The sequence below is a fragment of the Photobacterium damselae subsp. damselae genome (assembly GCF_038086725.1).
In the GTDB taxonomy this organism is placed as follows: Bacteria; Pseudomonadota; Gammaproteobacteria; order Enterobacterales; family Vibrionaceae; genus Photobacterium; species Photobacterium damselae.
Genome location: NZ_CP146971.1, coordinates 899,497 through 915,967, shown reverse-complemented (window position 1 = coordinate 915,967; position 16,471 = coordinate 899,497). Strand labels below are relative to the sequence as shown.

The 16,471-nt window shown below is 39.0% G+C and carries 14 protein-coding genes; 9 read left to right on the top strand and 5 right to left on the bottom strand.

What is annotated here, in order from left to right; all coding sequences use genetic code 11:
- Window positions 1-130 precede the first annotated feature (130 nt).
- The gene (locus tag WAX86_RS18765) at window positions 131-853 is read right to left on the bottom strand and encodes a YebC/PmpR family DNA-binding transcriptional regulator (protein WP_036765862.1); all 723 of its coding nucleotides are present in this window, start codon (window positions 851-853) and stop codon (window positions 131-133) included.
- Window positions 854-1,237: 384 nt separating this feature from the next.
- Here WAX86_RS18765 and WAX86_RS18760 point away from each other — a divergent pair, with 384 nt between their 5' ends.
- Both WAX86_RS18760 and WAX86_RS18755 read left to right on the top strand, forming a co-directional pair.
- The gene (locus WAX86_RS18760; protein WP_065171253.1) at window positions 1,238-1,972 is read left to right on the top strand and encodes an IclR family transcriptional regulator; all 735 of its coding nucleotides are present in this window, start codon (window positions 1,238-1,240) and stop codon (window positions 1,970-1,972) included.
- A 45-nt stretch (window positions 1,973-2,017) separates the two neighbouring features.
- Window positions 2,018-2,989 (top strand): formimidoylglutamase, encoded by a 972-nt coding sequence (locus WAX86_RS18755; protein ID WP_044178075.1) that lies wholly within the window; start codon window positions 2,018-2,020, stop codon window positions 2,987-2,989.
- 229 nt (window positions 2,990-3,218) lie between these two features.
- Here the strand turns inward: WAX86_RS18755 and WAX86_RS18750 are convergent, their stop codons facing one another.
- Entirely contained in the window at window positions 3,219-4,655 is a 1,437-nt protein-coding gene (locus WAX86_RS18750; RefSeq protein WP_065171255.1) for an amidohydrolase, read from the bottom strand.
- A 384-nt stretch (window positions 4,656-5,039) separates the two neighbouring features.
- Here WAX86_RS18750 and WAX86_RS18745 point away from each other — a divergent pair, with 384 nt between their 5' ends.
- Window positions 5,040-5,930, top strand: a complete 891-nt coding sequence (locus WAX86_RS18745) for a VirK/YbjX family protein (RefSeq protein ID WP_044178081.1) — start codon at window positions 5,040-5,042, stop codon at window positions 5,928-5,930.
- Window positions 5,931-5,996: 66 nt separating this feature from the next.
- On the opposite strand, the gene WAX86_RS18740 is transcribed toward WAX86_RS18745, so the two are convergent.
- Both WAX86_RS18740 and WAX86_RS18735 read right to left on the bottom strand, forming a co-directional pair.
- Window positions 5,997-9,047 (bottom strand): efflux RND transporter permease subunit, encoded by a 3,051-nt coding sequence (locus tag WAX86_RS18740; protein ID WP_237030361.1) that lies wholly within the window; start codon window positions 9,045-9,047, stop codon window positions 5,997-5,999.
- Window positions 9,048-9,050: 3 nt separating this feature from the next.
- Window positions 9,051-10,157, bottom strand: a complete 1,107-nt coding sequence (locus WAX86_RS18735; protein WP_065171257.1) for an efflux RND transporter periplasmic adaptor subunit — start codon at window positions 10,155-10,157, stop codon at window positions 9,051-9,053.
- Window positions 10,158-10,356: 199 nt separating this feature from the next.
- Here WAX86_RS18735 and WAX86_RS18730 point away from each other — a divergent pair, with 199 nt between their 5' ends.
- The 3 genes from WAX86_RS18730 to WAX86_RS18720 all read left to right on the top strand — a co-directional run bounded on the left by WAX86_RS18730 (window position 10,357) and on the right by WAX86_RS18720 (window position 11,819).
- Window positions 10,357-10,968 carry a TetR/AcrR family transcriptional regulator gene (locus WAX86_RS18730; protein ID WP_068968780.1) on the top strand — a complete coding sequence of 204 codons (612 nt, stop codon included), beginning with the start codon at window positions 10,357-10,359 and terminating at the stop codon, window positions 10,966-10,968.
- Between the two features lie 241 nt (window positions 10,969-11,209).
- Complete coding sequence (locus tag WAX86_RS18725; protein WP_044178092.1) at window positions 11,210-11,581, top strand: YgiW/YdeI family stress tolerance OB fold protein; 372 nt, start codon at window positions 11,210-11,212, stop codon at window positions 11,579-11,581.
- A 4-nt stretch (window positions 11,582-11,585) separates the two neighbouring features.
- On the top strand, window positions 11,586-11,819 hold the full coding sequence (locus WAX86_RS18720; RefSeq protein WP_075985072.1) for a hypothetical protein: 234 nt from the start codon (window positions 11,586-11,588) through the stop codon (window positions 11,817-11,819).
- A 97-nt stretch (window positions 11,820-11,916) separates the two neighbouring features.
- Here WAX86_RS18720 and yidA read toward each other — a convergent pair whose 3' ends face one another.
- Window positions 11,917-12,729 (bottom strand): sugar-phosphatase, encoded by an 813-nt coding sequence (gene yidA, locus WAX86_RS18715; RefSeq protein WP_065171259.1) that lies wholly within the window; start codon window positions 12,727-12,729, stop codon window positions 11,917-11,919.
- A gap of 350 nt (window positions 12,730-13,079) precedes the next feature.
- On the opposite strand from yidA, the gene WAX86_RS18710 reads away from it, so the two are divergent.
- The 3 genes from WAX86_RS18710 (at window position 13,080) to WAX86_RS18700 (ending at window position 16,409) form a co-directional block, all read left to right on the top strand.
- Entirely contained in the window at window positions 13,080-14,081 is a 1,002-nt protein-coding gene (locus tag WAX86_RS18710; protein WP_239973171.1) for an ABC transporter substrate-binding protein, read from the top strand.
- Window positions 14,082-14,238: 157 nt separating this feature from the next.
- Window positions 14,239-15,132, top strand: coding sequence for a proline/glycine betaine ABC transporter permease (locus WAX86_RS18705; protein WP_044178099.1), 894 nt, complete (start codon window positions 14,239-14,241; stop codon window positions 15,130-15,132).
- Window positions 15,132-16,409, top strand: a complete 1,278-nt coding sequence (locus WAX86_RS18700) for a glycine betaine/L-proline ABC transporter ATP-binding protein (RefSeq protein WP_341489476.1) — start codon at window positions 15,132-15,134, stop codon at window positions 16,407-16,409. Before WAX86_RS18705 ends, WAX86_RS18700 begins: the two co-directional genes overlap by 1 nt.
- Window positions 16,410-16,471 lie beyond the last annotated feature (62 nt).

The following is a 16,471-nucleotide window of genomic DNA, read 5'->3' as shown; positions in this document are numbered from 1 at the left end:
AAACCGAACAATGACGTTCGGTTTTTTTAATCTCTTTACAGAGTAATATCAGTCTAACTAATTACTTATTCATCTCTCCGTTATAGTGCTTATAACAGGATAATGGAACAACTAACGACTCAGATTGGTATTAGTCTGCAATTTCTGCGTTGTGGTAAACGTTCTGAACGTCATCACAATCGTTTAGCATATCAAGGAATTTCTCGAAAGATGCTACATCGTCACCAGCAAGCTCAACCATTGTTTGAGGAACAAATGAGATTTCCTCAACATCTAGAGTCACTTCAGGCATAGTTGCAGCTAAAGCATTTTTAACTTTGAAGAATTCAGTGTGTGGTGCATAAACAGTGATCACGCCATCTTCACAAGTGATGTCAGTCACGTCAGCGTCTTCCATCATAAGGTTCTCAAGAACCACTTCTTCATCTTCGCCTTTGAATTCAAACACAGCTTGGTGTTCAAACATGTGGCCACAAGTACCTGGGCTACCAATTTTCGCGTTGTTCTTCACGAAGCACTGACGAACATCCATAAAAGTACGGTTGTTGTTATCAGTTAGACAGTCAACGATAACCATGCAGTTACCAGGACCAAAGCCTTCATAGCGAGCTGTTGCGTAATCTTCACCAGCACCACCTTTCGCTTTGTCGATCGCTTTTTCGATTACGTGACTAGGTACTTGGTCTTTTTTCGCTTTTTCGATTAGGCGACGAAGTGCTAGGTTACTTTCTGGGTCAGGGCTACCGTTTTTTGCACAAACGTAGATCTCTTTACCGTATTTAGAGTAAACCTTGATTTTAGCGCCCTGTGTTTTAGCCATGGACAGCTTACGTACTTCGAATTTTCTTCCCATGAGGAATAACTCTCTTTGTTCGGGTTTGGGTATATTAACCACCCAATTTTATCAGCTAGAGTCCCTATAAGGCTAGTATTTACCTATATAAACCAACAAAAAAGACATTTGTCAGGCAAATTTAAATAGTTTCTTAAATAGTGTGCATAAGATGATCGCGCAAAATTTTATCTTTGTAGCTCTATGTTCTGGGAATGTAGCAATCGGGTAATATTTTTGTATTTTCATCAGGTGAAAATATTGATTAATTATTTTAATTCTCTTGTTTCTCAATATGTGAGAATTAAGCGATAAATTTTTTATTTAATTCTTATATTGTAAGAATGCGACTTGTCTCTATGACTTAGGGTGGTTATAACTTCATTATCACTTAAATACCGAGAAATGATTGTGACTTATTCCCTAAGCGCCAATGAGAAGTTGCTGCAAGTTTTAATTCATATTGCAGCATCCAATAAACCGTTACATGCTCAGCAGTTAAGTAATGAAACGGGAATGCCAATCAGCAGTTTATATCGTTATTTAGCACTGTTACGTGACTGGAACTTAGTAGAAGAGAATCATAGTCAAAATACTTACAGTGCAGGCCCTGCAGCTCTTCAACTACAGCGCAATTTTCATACCCATTCGCCATTACCTGATGGTGTACGACCTGTTCTTAAGCGTTTACAACAGCAAACAGGTGAAATGTCAGCTTATATGGTGCCTGTTGGTTTTAATGCATTGTGTGTCGATAGTATTGATAGCCCGTATGCCCTACGTTGTAGCTATGAAAAAGGCCAAAGCCAGCCATTGATTCGTGGTGCATCAGCAAAAGTGATCTTGGCTCATTTGTCTTTATCTCGTCAGCTGATGATCTTAGCGCATTACGGCATTACTGATCAGTTTGAAATTGATCGGTGGATGACAGAGTTAGAACTTATCAAGCAAGATGGTTTTGCCCTTAGTACCTCCGAAATTGACCCTGGTGTTTCAGGTGTAAGTGCTCCTGTATTTATCGGAAATAAAGTTGCTGGTGCTGTGAGTGTGATGGCTCCTGCTGAGCGAATTAATAGTCGTAAAAACAAAATTGTCATGTGTGTACTACAAGCTGCTCGCGCTTTACCACCTCAGCACTAAGCTGCGTGGTATTTGTTATAACATATTGAGTTTAAGGAAGTATCGATGTTTGTTGATCATTTAAAGCGTCTATTTATGTCTGAACAGATAGAACATAAAACGGCATCATCACGCATGTTCATTACTCCTTATGCTCAACAGCGAGAGCGTGGCATTGTACTTTTGGGGGTAGTATCGGACTTAAGCCTTGGTTTTAATCGCAGCCGAGATGAAGCCAAAGATGGTCCTGAAAGTATTCGCCAAGTATTACCAAAAATTCATACTCACGGACATTTACCTGTTTATGATGCAGGTAATATTGAACTCGAACAAAGTCATTTTACTGTCGTTGCTCAACAGCAATATTTGACTTTATGTGAATTATTACAACAAGGACAATTGCCTGTCGTTCTTGGTGGCGGACATGAAATTTCGGTTGCCAGTTATCAGGCTGTGTCCGATGTTATGGCTCAGCTGCATCATATAGATAAGACGACAACAGAGACTGATATTGCTCAGTGTGTTCGTGTCGGGGTCATTAACTTTGATGCCCACTTTGAACTTAGACCTGCATTGTCGATGAAACCGGGTTCTGCTTTTCATATGGCTGCGAATTATAGCCGAGAAAAAGGGCGTGAATTTAATTACTTAGGTCTTGGTATTTGTGAGCATGCTAACTCTCAGGCTATGTTTAAATTAGCCGATGAACTGGGATGTCGCTGGTTATTAGATAATCAGATGACAACACGCAATAAGAAGAAAGTTCAAGCGGTTTTAGATGGGTTTATTGACAGTGTTGATCACATTCATTTGAGCGTGGATATGGATGTGTTTTCTTCTACTGTTGCCCCTGCTGCCAATATGACGAATATGGGAGGAGTCAGTCTCTCTGTTGTAGAGTGGGCTCTCAAGTACATTATGGAAAGTGGCAAAGTGAAGTTAGTGGATTTAGCTGAGTTAAACCCTGAATTTGATTATGAGCATCGTACCGCTAAGTTAGCAGGTAAGCTTGTTCATGTTATTGCTCGAAATTTATAGTGTAAATAGATACAAACTTATTGATTTTTTCTGGTTAACCGACCCATTTAACCGGTTAAATCAGTAAGTTGTATGCTCTGGTCTTATTTTATTTCCCTTATGCTAGTCATAATCAGGGAGCAAGTTGCATTGTACTTGCTCCCTTCTTTTTATTTTTCCAAGTCTTATTTTATAGCTTCATCTATTCTCTCTATAACCGACTGTTTTATCTGGCTTGGATATAGTCTAATTACTTCATCAAACTTGGAGACTTAATGGCTTTTTTAGCTAACTCTTTAGCAAATGCTGTAATGTCTTGCTCGATAAGTGACATATTCTGATAAATATCACTTGGCTCTACCGTCATTATTTGGCGATTTTGCATAATGATTTTACCATTGACGATTGTGGTATCTACGTTACTAGGGTTGGCTTGGTAAACTAGAGTTGCGTACGGATTATAATTAGGGTGCATGTTTGCAGATTGTGTTTCGACAATAATAATATCGGCTTTTTTCCCTACCTCTAGCGAACCTATTTGCTTGTCCATATGAAGCGCTCTTGCTCCTCCAATTGTTGCCATTTCAATGACTTGCTCTGGAATCATAATCGTTCGGTCTTGATATTTTAATCGTTGCATATTCGCTGCATAACTTAATGTACGCCATAAATCGACTTGATTTGAACTCATTGGTCCATCAGTGCCTAGTCCTATTGCAATATCTTGCTGATACATAGGCCAAGCAGGAGCAATACCGGTTGCACCTTTTGCATTGGCCATTGGGTTATAAGCAACGCCAGCACCCGATTGTTTAATTAGATTAATATCATTTGGCTCTAAATGAATAGCATGAGCTAATACCATTCGATTATTCAGAACTCCTATTTTTTCTAGCCAAGCAATTGGACTCAATTTCTCTGTATTATCACTGATACGTTCAGCTTCGTTATTAAACTCACTGGTATGGATCAAAATAGGCACATTAAGTTTTTCAGATAAGATATTAATTTCTTTCAGTTTTTGTTCTGAAACTGTATATACCGCGTGAGGGGCAAAAGCTGGGGTAATCAACGGATCGTTTTTATATTGTTCAATAAAGTTTTTGGCATATTCAATTCCACCATAAGGTTTTGGGGCATCGACAACGGGGAACTTAATGACCGTTTCACCTAATACCGCTCGCAGGCCTATTTCCTTTGTTGCTTTAGCCATTTCATCCATATGATAGTACATATCGGCATATGTAGTGACGCCACTTTGTGCTAAGTCAAGCGTACCAAGACGGGTTGCTTGATAAATAACATTTCGACTGAGCTTTTCCTTTTCCAGAGGGAAAAAATATGCAAATAGTCGATTTTCAATGCCTTCTTCACCTAACCCTCGAAAGGCAATCATAGGCAAGTGATTGTGAGTATTTATCATTCCAGGCATGACAATCCCATCTTTAGCATCAATCGTATGCTCTGATTGATACTTAGACAGAAGTGATTCCTCTCCAATCGCAATAATTTTATCGTGATCAATGACGATGATGCCATTTTCAATAACTTTTTTATTTTTATCCATGGTTAAGATCTGACCGTTTTTAATGATCAGACTGGCATGATATGGCTGTTGGGCCTGGCTCGCGAGAGATGAACTACTAAAAAAGAGTATAGAGATAAGAGATACTGCCGTTAATTTCATTGGTAAATTAATTTATGGATAGGAAAAGAGGACGAAAGAATAGAGAGGTTATTTATTAGTGTAAACGTTTGCTTTAGATGTATTGAATATTTTGTGCATTGCGTCAACATTATATTTAAGTCAATTAACTCATTTAAGATCATGTTTCTGCATAGAGGTATTGTGCTAGCAGTCCAAGAAAGCTTTGTTACTTTAAGTTACTTTCTAAATTTAACTAATAATATAGCTATTTCAATACCTTGATGTCACCTTGGTATCATAGATGGCATGATAGGTATAGATTTTTTGACAAAAACATACAAAACTAAGCTCTATGGGTTTGTTGTTATTTATTCTTATTATGTATAATGCTGCTTGGGAATATTAAGTCGAAATTATTTGGTTATGAATTTATACGAACAGGCACAATTGGCGAACCGTCATAAAAAATCGGGAAAGAACAAGGCGGTTGTAAAATACATGGTGAGAGCACTGATTCATGCCGCTCAGTTTAAAAGAATGAGTGCGTATTTTCATCAAGGTAACCGGTTGAAACTGTTTGAAAAGCAACCTAATTTCGTGACTAAGTGTATTACTCCTTATCTCAGAGACGGTTTTACTAAAGACCAGCGTGTTGATATTTTAATTAATCATTATCAATGGTTTGAACAAGTATTTACAGCTCAAGCCCAATGCGCAATCTATCAAGATAATGTGGTTCTTTGTGAATTGTCGATTGATGAAGAACGTTATTTTGTAACACTAAGTTTTGAGCGTAATTCACGAAAAGAAGGTGAATTAACCCTATCTCTTTGTGATGAACAGCATAATAAATACTACGTTATTGCATTTACCTATATTGCTGGTGACTTTTATATTGGCTGTATGCAAGGTGGGGCGAATGATAATGGATTTAGTCGTAAGTTTACAAAAGCATTTTACGGTTTGCGTCCAAAGTCTTTTATGGTTGAAACCGTGCAGTTACTGGCTCAGTTATTACATATCCCACACCTTTATGCGGTGAAGAATTCAGGTCATATTTATAATGCTAAACGTTATGGAAAAAAAGCTCAAACGATCAATTTAAATTATGATCAGCTATGGGAAGAGCATGATGGAGAGGTTTATGATGAATGGTTTTATCAATTGCCGTTAGAGTCTAAACGTCGTGCAATGGAAGATATTAAGCGTCCTAAACGGAAAATGTATCGTGAACGATATGAATGGCTTGATGGTTACAAAGAGCAGTTGGCGCAATCATTAGAGCCATTGTTGAATTCTTCAACGGTAAAATAACTGTCATCAACTTTTAGAGTAAAAATAGCGGGAGCATCATACTCCCGCTATTTTTTTCACTGTTATTTATGCTGCCTCTACTTTGACACGAAAAAACATGGCATAAAATAGAGGAATAACCAGTAGGGTTAATAAAGTAGCAAAGAGTAAACCAAACATAATGGTTACAGCCATGCTCTTAAAGAACGGGTCAATAAGCAGTGGCGCTACCCCTAATATAGTGGTAAATGCACCTAACAATACTGGTCTTGCACGACTGATTGCCGCATCAATAATTGCTTGATAAGGTGCTTTGCCTTCCAAAATTTCAGCATCGGCCTGATCAACCAATACAATGGCATTTTTAACCATCATACCGATTAAGCTTAAGAATCCCAAGATTGCCATAAATTCGAATGGAGTCTGGAAGATAATTAAGCCGATTGTTACGCCAATTAATGCCAGCGGAGCCGTTAGCCAAATCACCAGAGGTTGGCGAATGGCATTAAACATAAAGATTACTGACAAAATCATTGCTGCAAATCCGTAAGGAGCTGAAATAGCAAGACCTTCGTTAGCATCTTTTGAAGCTTTATATTCACCATACCAAGTTAATTGATAGCCTGGTGGTAGATCAATTGCTTCAATTTTATCTTTAATATTATTAAATGCATCTGCGGTTAGTACTCCTGGTGCAGGATCGGCCTGAACTAGCAGAGTTGGCATACGATCAATGCGACGTAATATCGCATCTTCCCAAACCACATCTACAGATTCCACTAACTGACTAACAGGAATAAATCCACCAACGGTATGACTGTATACTTCTGTATTTTCAATGGCTCGTTGATGATCTCGCTCACTTTGTGGTGCTCGTACAACAATTGGGATCAGATCATCGCCTTCACGATATACACCCACATTTCGTCCAGATAAGGTTTGAGCAATCGCTTGGTTTATTTCTTGCGTGGTTAAACCAAAGCGTTGAGCCTCTTCTGCTGAATAGACTGGGCGAATCACGGGTACTTGTTGTCGCCAGTCGTCCTGTACCGCAATCAGTTGAGGATCGTTTAGCATGATTGCTTTTGCTTGCTCTGCTAATTGTCGTAGAACTTTACTGTCAGGGCCCTTAAAGCCGGCTTCAATCTTTTTGCCACCCCCTCGGCCTAACATAAACTTCCACACTTTAATTGAGGCATCTGGATATTTTGCATCAAGCTCGCTTTGTAATTTACCAAGCAGTGGAGCAATCTTGGTGTAGTCATCAATATCGATCAATAACTGACCATAGCTTGGATTACGAGCCTCTGGTGCATAAGTCAGCATAAAGCGTAAACCGCCACCACCGATGAAGCTGGTGATATTCGTAATGCCTTCTTTGACTTTTACATCTTGTTCAATTTGTGCAATCAGTTTTTCGGTTCGTTTAATATCAGAACCTTGAGGAAGATAAACATCAACCACAAACTGTGGACGCTGGGACTCTGGCATAAAACCAGGTGGTACAAAGCGCACTGCATAAACAGCGACGCCAAGCATCACTAGTAGCAGAGAAGTACTCATAGCTCGATGTGCTAGCACCCAAGTTAATACTGCCTTATAACCTGTTACCATTTTACTTGGCTTACTATCTGGTGCTTTTGGCTTAACTTTTAAGAAGTCGTAGCAGAGCATTGGGGTGACAGTGACTGCAAATACCCAACTTAAGAACATGGAGTATAAGATCACCCAAAATAGTGAGCCTGCATATTCGCCCATATCAGATGGTGATAAGCCGATAGCACTAAAAGCACAGATACCAACGACAGTACCACCAAGCAGTGGCCACTTGGTTGAGTTCACAATATCTGAAACAATGGTTGCACGATCTTCTTCGGGGTTATTTTGCAAACGAACTAAGACACCATCTGTAACTACAATGGCGTTATCAACCAACATACCCAATGCAATGATCAGAGCACCAAGAGAGATACGCTGCATCGCAATATCTTCAATGAGCATGATACACAGGGTTCCAGCAACGGTTAGCAGTAGAACAAAACCGATAATAATCCCTGAGCGTAAACCCATGAAAACCAAGAGTACAATAAATACAATAACAACGGCTGCAATTAAGTTATCGATAAAATTGGTAACAGAATCACGAACTGAATCAGACTGCATGGAGATGACATGCAATTCCATCCCCAAAGGACGCTGACCCTCTAATTCGGCGATACGAGCTTTAACCGCATCACCCATATCGACCACATTACCACCTGTTACATTGGAGATACCAAAGCCAATCGCGCGCTCTCCGTTGTATCGCATTAACATAGACGAAGGTTCTTTATACCCTCGTTTTACGGTTGCAATATCACCCAGTCTTAATACGGTGTTGTTTTCACCTACGCCTACTTGTAAGTTCTTTAGATCGTTAAATGAACGAATACTGGAACTTGGAATAACTGGAATACGCATTGAGTCGGTTTCGATACTGCCAGCAACCGTTACCAAGTTTTGTTTTTGAAGAACTTGGAAGACTTTCTCCGCCGATAACCCAAATTGCGCTAAACGTTCACTAGAGATCTCAACAAAAATGGTCTCTTGTTGTTCTGCAAGTGTGGCTGTTTTAGCAACACCTGGAACAAGAACCAATTCTCGGCGTAGGCTATCGACATAATCTTGTAGCTGTTTATCAGTAAACCCATCACCGGTTACCGCAAAAAATAATGCATAAACATCAGAGAAATCATCGTTAACAATAGATGGTCCGGCCCCTGGTGGTAACTGGCGCTGGGCATCATTAACTTTACGACGCAATTTATCCCAGACTTGTTGTAAATCGGCAGAGCTTTTTGCAAACTCTAGCTTGATTTCAACGGTAACTTCCGACATCCCCTGCTTGGAAACCGATTTAACCTCTTTTAATTCTTGTAGAGATTGTACGGCCCCTTCAATAACATCGGTTACTTCGTCAGAAACTTCTTGTGCAGTCGCTCCAGAATAAGGGGTATTAATGACCGCTTGGCGAATAACAAATTCGGGATCTTCAAAGCGTCCTAGTTTGAGGTAGCTGATATAACCACCAATGAGGGTTAGAGCAATCAAAACCCATACACTAGTGCGTTTTGCTATGGTGTAACGAGCAATATCCATCGATTATGCTCCGCTATTATCATCAGTATAAGGGCGAACTTGCATACCATCTTTTAAACTAGCAACACCGGCAATGATGATACGTTCCCCAGGGACAAGGCACTCAGTAATTTCAATACGGCTACTGCTAAGTGCGCCAACCTTTACATAACGTTTTTCAACATGGTTTTTATCATTGACGACCCATACGAATTGCTTTCCTTGATTATCAGGAACAACGGCTGTTAATGGTACGGTAATGGTTGTTTCAATAGGCAGTTTAATCTCAGGATCGGCCGGACTTACTTTTACAGCCATACCAGGTAGTACTCGAAAGCCTTTTAGATCTTCAAAGCCTAATACAACGGCATAAGTTTGAGTCACAGGGTCTGCCTGCGTAGCGAAAGTGCGCAGTTTTAAAGCAAAGTCTTTACCTGGAATGCTTGATAGTTCCGCTTTTGCCTTGGTCTCTTTTAAGCCATAAAGCATAACGGTGTCAGGAATATTGATGACAACTTCAAGGTTCTGCACATCATGTATTGCAATAATAGGCATGTTTGCCTGTACTTGAACATGGTTATCAACCATTTTTCGACCAACTATACCGTCAAATGGCGCTTTGAGTTGAGTATACTCAAGCTGTCGTTTCGCTTCTTCTAAACGGTTTTGTGCTAGGTTAAAGCGAGTCGTTAATGTGTCCAAATCGCTTTTAGCAATCGCTTGGCTTTTCTCAAAGATAGCTTTACCTCGCTGATATTCAGCTCGGGCATTTTTAAGTTCTAGTTGTGCTGATTCAAACGCAGTTTGTGCGTCACGATCATCGAGCTTTGCTAATAATTGGCCTTGTTTAACTTGATCGCCTTCCTTAACGAAAATATAAGTTAAACGCCCACCAATACGAAAAGCTAGATCTGCGCGTTGAGCTGAGCGAACGACGCCATTAAAGCTCAGTTCATCATTAGCATGAGCTTTGACGACTTCCGATAAAGCAGGTTTTACTGCAGTAGGCAGTACTGTTGTACTTTCTTCACTGCCACAGCCTGTAATAACGAAAGAAGACAGTGCTAAGCTCACTGCAAGAGCACTCACTTTTAGGTTTGTTAGTGCTGAAATATGAGTTGTTGTTTTCACCTATTTTCTCCGTAACAGATAGGGTCAGGTGCGACCCGCCATTTATGATTGTATTTGTCAGCTTACTGCGTTTCGATTTTAATCGAACGCTGTAAAGTAAACTTTTGAGTTTATTTTATAGTGAATACGGGAAAAGTAAACTAGTTGGTATACTTGTTGGTGCGAAATTGATAGACTTATCGCAATAGAAGGAGAGCAAATGAAAACAAAAATGACACGCTCCGAACAGAAACATCTTGCGATTATTGATGCAGCAAAAGAAGAGTTCATTCAGCATGGCTTCTTAGCGGCAAATATGGATAGAATCAGCGCAGCAGCTGAGGTTTCAAAGCGTACATTATATCGACACTTTGAAAGTAAAGAGGTGTTGTTTGAATCTGTTTTAACCATTATTCAAGATGAAGTGAATCAAGCGATTCAATATCCTTATATTGAAGGAAAAACATTAAAAGAGCAGTTAACTGAAATTACCTATAAAGAAGTTGATATTCTCTATAATACTTATGGTATTCCTCTATCTAAAACTATTGTGATGGAGTTTATGCGCCAACCTGAAATGGCTCATAACCTTGTTAAAACGATTTATAGTAATAAGGCTATTACGCAGTGGTTTCATGACGCAATGATGGCTGGGAAATTAAAAGAGACTAACCTAAATTTAATTACGAATATTTATGTTAGTTTGTTTCAAGGGTTGTTATTTTGGCCTCAAGTGATGGCATTAGCCCCAAATGCGGAAGGGAAAGAGTTAACTGATAAGGTTGAGACTGTTGTATCAATCTTCTTAGCATCATATTCATTAGAGCCGTAATTTTATGCATGGTGTCTTTGTCAGAACTCTGTAAAAAGATGCCATTTTATTTTTAATTTCCTCATACTTCACGATCTCTTCACATTTATCCTGCCAATATCAATACATCGGAAAAAAATCTTAATTAACGAATTTGTTCATCTTCAATTAATTTCGTTAGCGTTACTATAGCTACAACTTAGAGAGAAGCTCTCAACCAGCTTCATGTAATTATAATAAATTATTGCTAGGACATTGGACTATGAAAAAAATTATTTTAGCATCTGCTCTTCTTCTTGCTTCAGGAGCAACTTTTGCAGCAAATCAAGCTGTTCCTGCTCAAGGTGGTTTTTCAGGCCCTGTAGCTGCAAATGTTGTTAAAACAGTAGATGGCGCGCTACAGGCTAATGATGATGCACAAGTTGAATTGACAGGACATATTGTTAATTCTTTAGGTGATGAAGATTACACTTTTAAAGATAATACTGGCCAAATTGTGATTGAAATCGACCATCACAAATGGAATGGTATCAATGTGACTCCAGAAACGAATATTGTAATCACTGGTGAAGTTGATAAAGATTGGTCAACTCGAATTATTGATGTAAATACAGTACGTTTAGCGACGAAATAAAATTATGGATATACAGCATACGCAATATTTATATGAGAGATTGTATCAACATTTCGAAATGACATCGGATGACGAAGTCCGTAGAAAACTTGATGCAGCACTATTTAATAAGAATCGTCAGCGGATAGACAGTAGTATGCTGGCTCGCTTAGCCGATAGCGAACATTTGTTTGAACGAAAATATTATCAACAGTTGGCTTATAACGCGTCGGTACTTGCTCAGCGTTATCAAATTTAATGCATTAAATGAGTAAAAAGAAAACCCAGAGTATATAGATATTCTGGGTTTTTATTTATCCATTTATTTATATTGTATTTTATAAATTAAGGGATAATTATTCAGCATTAAGAATAAATTTCTCGATAACTTGGGCCACACCACTATTATCGTTCGTATCTGTAATATAGTTAGCAATTGCTTTGGTATCTTCTGACGCATTTTCCATTGCAACGCCTAATCCTGCATATTCGATCATGTGGTGGTCATTGCCTGCATCACCCATACAAATTACTTCACTTGCATCAATACCAAGATAATCAGCTAATGCTTTAACGCCCGTACCTTTATTACTATTTGGGTTCATGAACTCAAGGAAGAATGGTGCACTCTTTACTATGGTGTAGTCTTTAAAAAATGCTTCGGGAAGTTGCTCATGAGCGGCACTCAATTTTTCCGGTACATCAATGATCATCACTTTCATGATCTCTTCATCATCTTCTAATGTTTCAAAGTCTTTTAATGTGATGGAGAGTTCATTGATTTTTGCTTCATGATCGGTGTAATAGTTGTGCTCTGGTGTGATAAGACCTTCAGTTCGAGAAAAAGCATGAACATGTACACCCAGTTCTTTGGCTTTACGAGCAATACGTTTAGCATCTGCTCCCGTTAAAATATTACTGCGTACAACTGTTTGACTGGCAATGCGCTGAACCAGCGATGCGTTGTAACTTAGTACGAAATCATCATCACTGGTCATATTTAATTCTTGAAGGGCGGTTTGCATCCCTTCTAATGGACGACCAGATGCCAAAACCACATGAACTCCTTTAGCACGAGCTGCACTAATGGCTTGTTTATTACGCTCAGTAATTTTATGTTCAGAGTTAAGTAGGGTGCCATCCATATCTAAGGCAACAAGTTTATACATCGTTTCATCCCATTAATAAAAATTAGTAAAGATTTTATACCTAAAGTAGCCTCTGATGCGAGTATCTCGGGAGAATCATAGAGTTGAATTAGCCCTGTGTAAGAGAGGGTAAGGTGAAATTTTGATGTAAGTACAAATGGGGGGAACTAAGAGAGTTTTATAGTATTTATGTTTATTGTTCTAACTAAATTATGTTTTACAAGTTCTATGCATTCCGAAATATTTGGGTTTGAATTTTGATTTAGGCTCTATAATTGTTTAGTATACGAAGGATTTTGTATGGATATAAATCAGTAGAAACTCATTAATGACGAGTTTTTATTTAGTTAGATATAAATAGGGACGATATAATGCGTAAAACATTAGCTTTTTTATTACTCTCAAGCCTCGGCTTTTCTCTTCAAGCTCAAGCCAACGAATGCGGCAAAGTAACTATTGCTGATATGAATTGGAACTCAGCCTCATTTCTCGCCAACTTAGATCAATTTGTCCTCAATAATGCATTTGGTTGTAGTGCTGAATTGGTGCCAGGCGATACGATGCCTACAGGTACATCTATGATTGAAAAAGGGGAGCCCGATATAGCGCCAGAATTTTGGAGTAATTCGATGAAAGCTGCGTTAGATCGTGGTGTCGAAGATAAGCGCTTACGTTTAATTGGTGGACCTTTTGCTGATGGTGGTGTTGAAGGGTTTTGGGTTCCAGCCTATATGGTAGAAAAAGATCCGTCTTTAGCAACTATTGCAGGCATTAAGAAACACGCTAAACTATTTGTTCATCCAGAAGATCCAGGTAAATCAGCATTTTATACATGTCCATCAGGTTGGAATTGTCAGATTTCTGCGGGTAATATTTTTCGAGCTCTTAAGTTAAAGCAGGCTGGATTTGAATTAGTTGATCCTGGTTCGGGTGCGGGACTTGCAGGTTCTATTGCCAAAGCTTACGAGCGTCAACAACCTTGGTTTGGCTACTATTGGGCACCAACAGCGGTTTTAGGTAAATATAAAATGGTTAAAGTTGATTTCGATTCTGGTACCGATCCTGAATATTTTAAATCGTGTTTAACTCAAGAGACGTGTTTAGATCCAAAGCCTTCTATGTACCCAACCTCACAAGTTGATACGGTTATTACGGAGTCTTTTGCTGGTAAAGCTGGTGATGCACTCAAGTATTTACAACAGCGTGCACTTACTAATGAGCAAATGAATGAGTTACTTGCTTGGATGGAAGAAAACCAAGCTGACGGTGAAATTGCAATGGAGCATTTCCTTACCGATTATGAATCAACCTGGACGACTTGGTTTACTCCAGATCAAACAACAAAGCTTAAACAGGCTCTAAAGAATTTATAATACTTTAAATATACATACCCAGTGTTTTTACTGAATCTCATTTTTTGAGAACGCTGGGTATATTTCTACCTACAGCATAAAAATAATGACATGAAGTGAGCTATTTTTGTGCATTCCCCCCCGCTGATTGAACAGTAAATAACTATGGATAGTTTATATGTCTGATTCTTCTTGGCTAACTGAGATCCCACAATTGGATCGTGCTCAGTTACTGGAAATTCGTAAAACGTTAGATGGTGCCTATCGATCTTTCTCTCGGGAGTATGGCGATACCATCGAAGGTTTTTTTGATCCTTTACTTTCTTTTTTGGTTTGGTTTGAAAACTTACTACTTGATAGTCCTTGGTGGTTAGTGATTGCAGTCCTAGCCACCCTTGCTTATGTGGCCAGTCGCTCTTGGAAATTAACCTTGGGTGTGATTATCTCATTTGTGCTTATTGGTGTATTTGGGATGTGGGATAACACCATGAGAACAATGAGTATTATTTTAGTGTCAACACTGGTTGCTATTGGAGTGGGTATTCCTATTGGTATTGCGATGGCTCGCTCTGATCGGGTGCAAAATAGTGTGACACCAATGCTTGATGTGATGCAAACCATGCCTGCTTTTGTCTATTTAATTCCGGTAGTGATGTTGTTAGGTATTGGTAAGATCCCAGGTGTTATTGCTGTTGTTATTTATGCTATTCCACCGGTTATTCGTCTAACCAATTTAGGTATTCGTTTGGTTGATAAAGAAGTTCTGGAAGCGGCTACCGCGTATGGAGCGAGTCCTATGCAGCGGTTGTTCGGTGTCCAACTTCCTCTTGCAATGCCTAATATTATGGCGGGAATAAACCAAACTATCATGATGGCCCTTGCTATGGTGGTTATCGCTTCAATGATTGGAGTTAAGGGCTTAGGACAGCCAGTTCTTAAGTCCATTACAAACCAGTACTTTACGTTAGGATTGCTCAATGGTTTAGCGATTGTGGCACTGGCAATTATTTTCGACCGCATTTCACAAAGTTATGCTAAACGTACTCAACAGCATCTGGGAGGATCTCATTAATGTCTTATTCAACCGCCCAGTCAACTCAGACACCTTTAATTAGGGTGAAAAAGCTCTATAAAGTTTTTGGCCCTAAAGCTAAGCAAGTACTTACTCAAGTCAAGGTCGGGGAAAGTAAAGACGATATTCTTGCTCAAACGGGTCATACAGTTGGATTAAGTGATATTAACTTAGACATTTATCCTGGTGAAATTTTTGTTGTGATGGGGTTGTCTGGTTCTGGAAAATCCACATTAATTCGTCATTTTAATCGCTTAATTGAACCTACAGAAGGCGTAATTGAAGTTGATGGCATAGATGTTTTATCTCTAAAAGAGAAAGATCTACAACATTTTCGACGTCATAAAATGTCGATGGTTTTTCAACGCTTTGGCCTTATGCCGCATAAAACAGTTCTTGAAAATGTCTCTTATGGTTTACAAGTTCAAGGTGTTAACAAAGAAACCCGAATCACCAAAGCGCAAGAGTGGTTAACAACTGTTGGTTTAGATGGCTATGAGAATCAATACCCAGCAAGCCTATCTGGTGGTCAACAACAAAGGGTGGGATTAGCCCGTGCTCTCTGTACTGATGCTGAGATACTCTTAATGGATGAAGCCTTCTCCGCTCTTGATCCACTTATTCGTAGTGAAATGCAAGATCAGTTAATTGAACTACAAGAAAAGTTGCATAAGACTATTGTTTTTATTACCCACGACTTAGATGAAGCGCTTCGACTTGGAGACAGAATTGCGATACTCCGTGATGGTGTATTGGTTCAACAAGGTAAGCCTGTTGATATTCTCTTAAATCCAGCCGACGACTATGTTGAAGCTTTTGTTAAAGATGTTAATCGTGCAAGAGCTTTAACCGTTGAAACTGTTATGAAACCCCAGATTGTTCGTATTTCAGCCCAAACGATTGGTGATGCGGTTAATCAAATGCGTCAAGTTAAAGAAGATTATGGTTATTACGTAACGGATGAAGGGTATCAAGGTGTTATCACACAAGAAAGTTTAGATGAAATCAGTGAGTCACAATACCATCAAGCCATTCCAGACTCATTAGTTGAGAGTGTCCCTGCTGTGACGCCTGATGCTTTACTTGAATCGGTTATTCCTGAGACTTTAGATAGTGATCATCCATTGCCCGTTATTGATGAACTAGGGGAAGTTAAAGGGCGATTATCGCGTTCTACGTTGGCAGAAATATTGAGTGAACAGACTGATAGTAATAAAGTGGAGGTAACTCAAAATGAGACAATAAAAAAGTCTCAAACTGAAACCACAGCCGCTTAAGATAAGAAAAAGCCATACTCATGAGTGCGATCCCAAAAGTTTGAGTATGGCTTTTATATCTG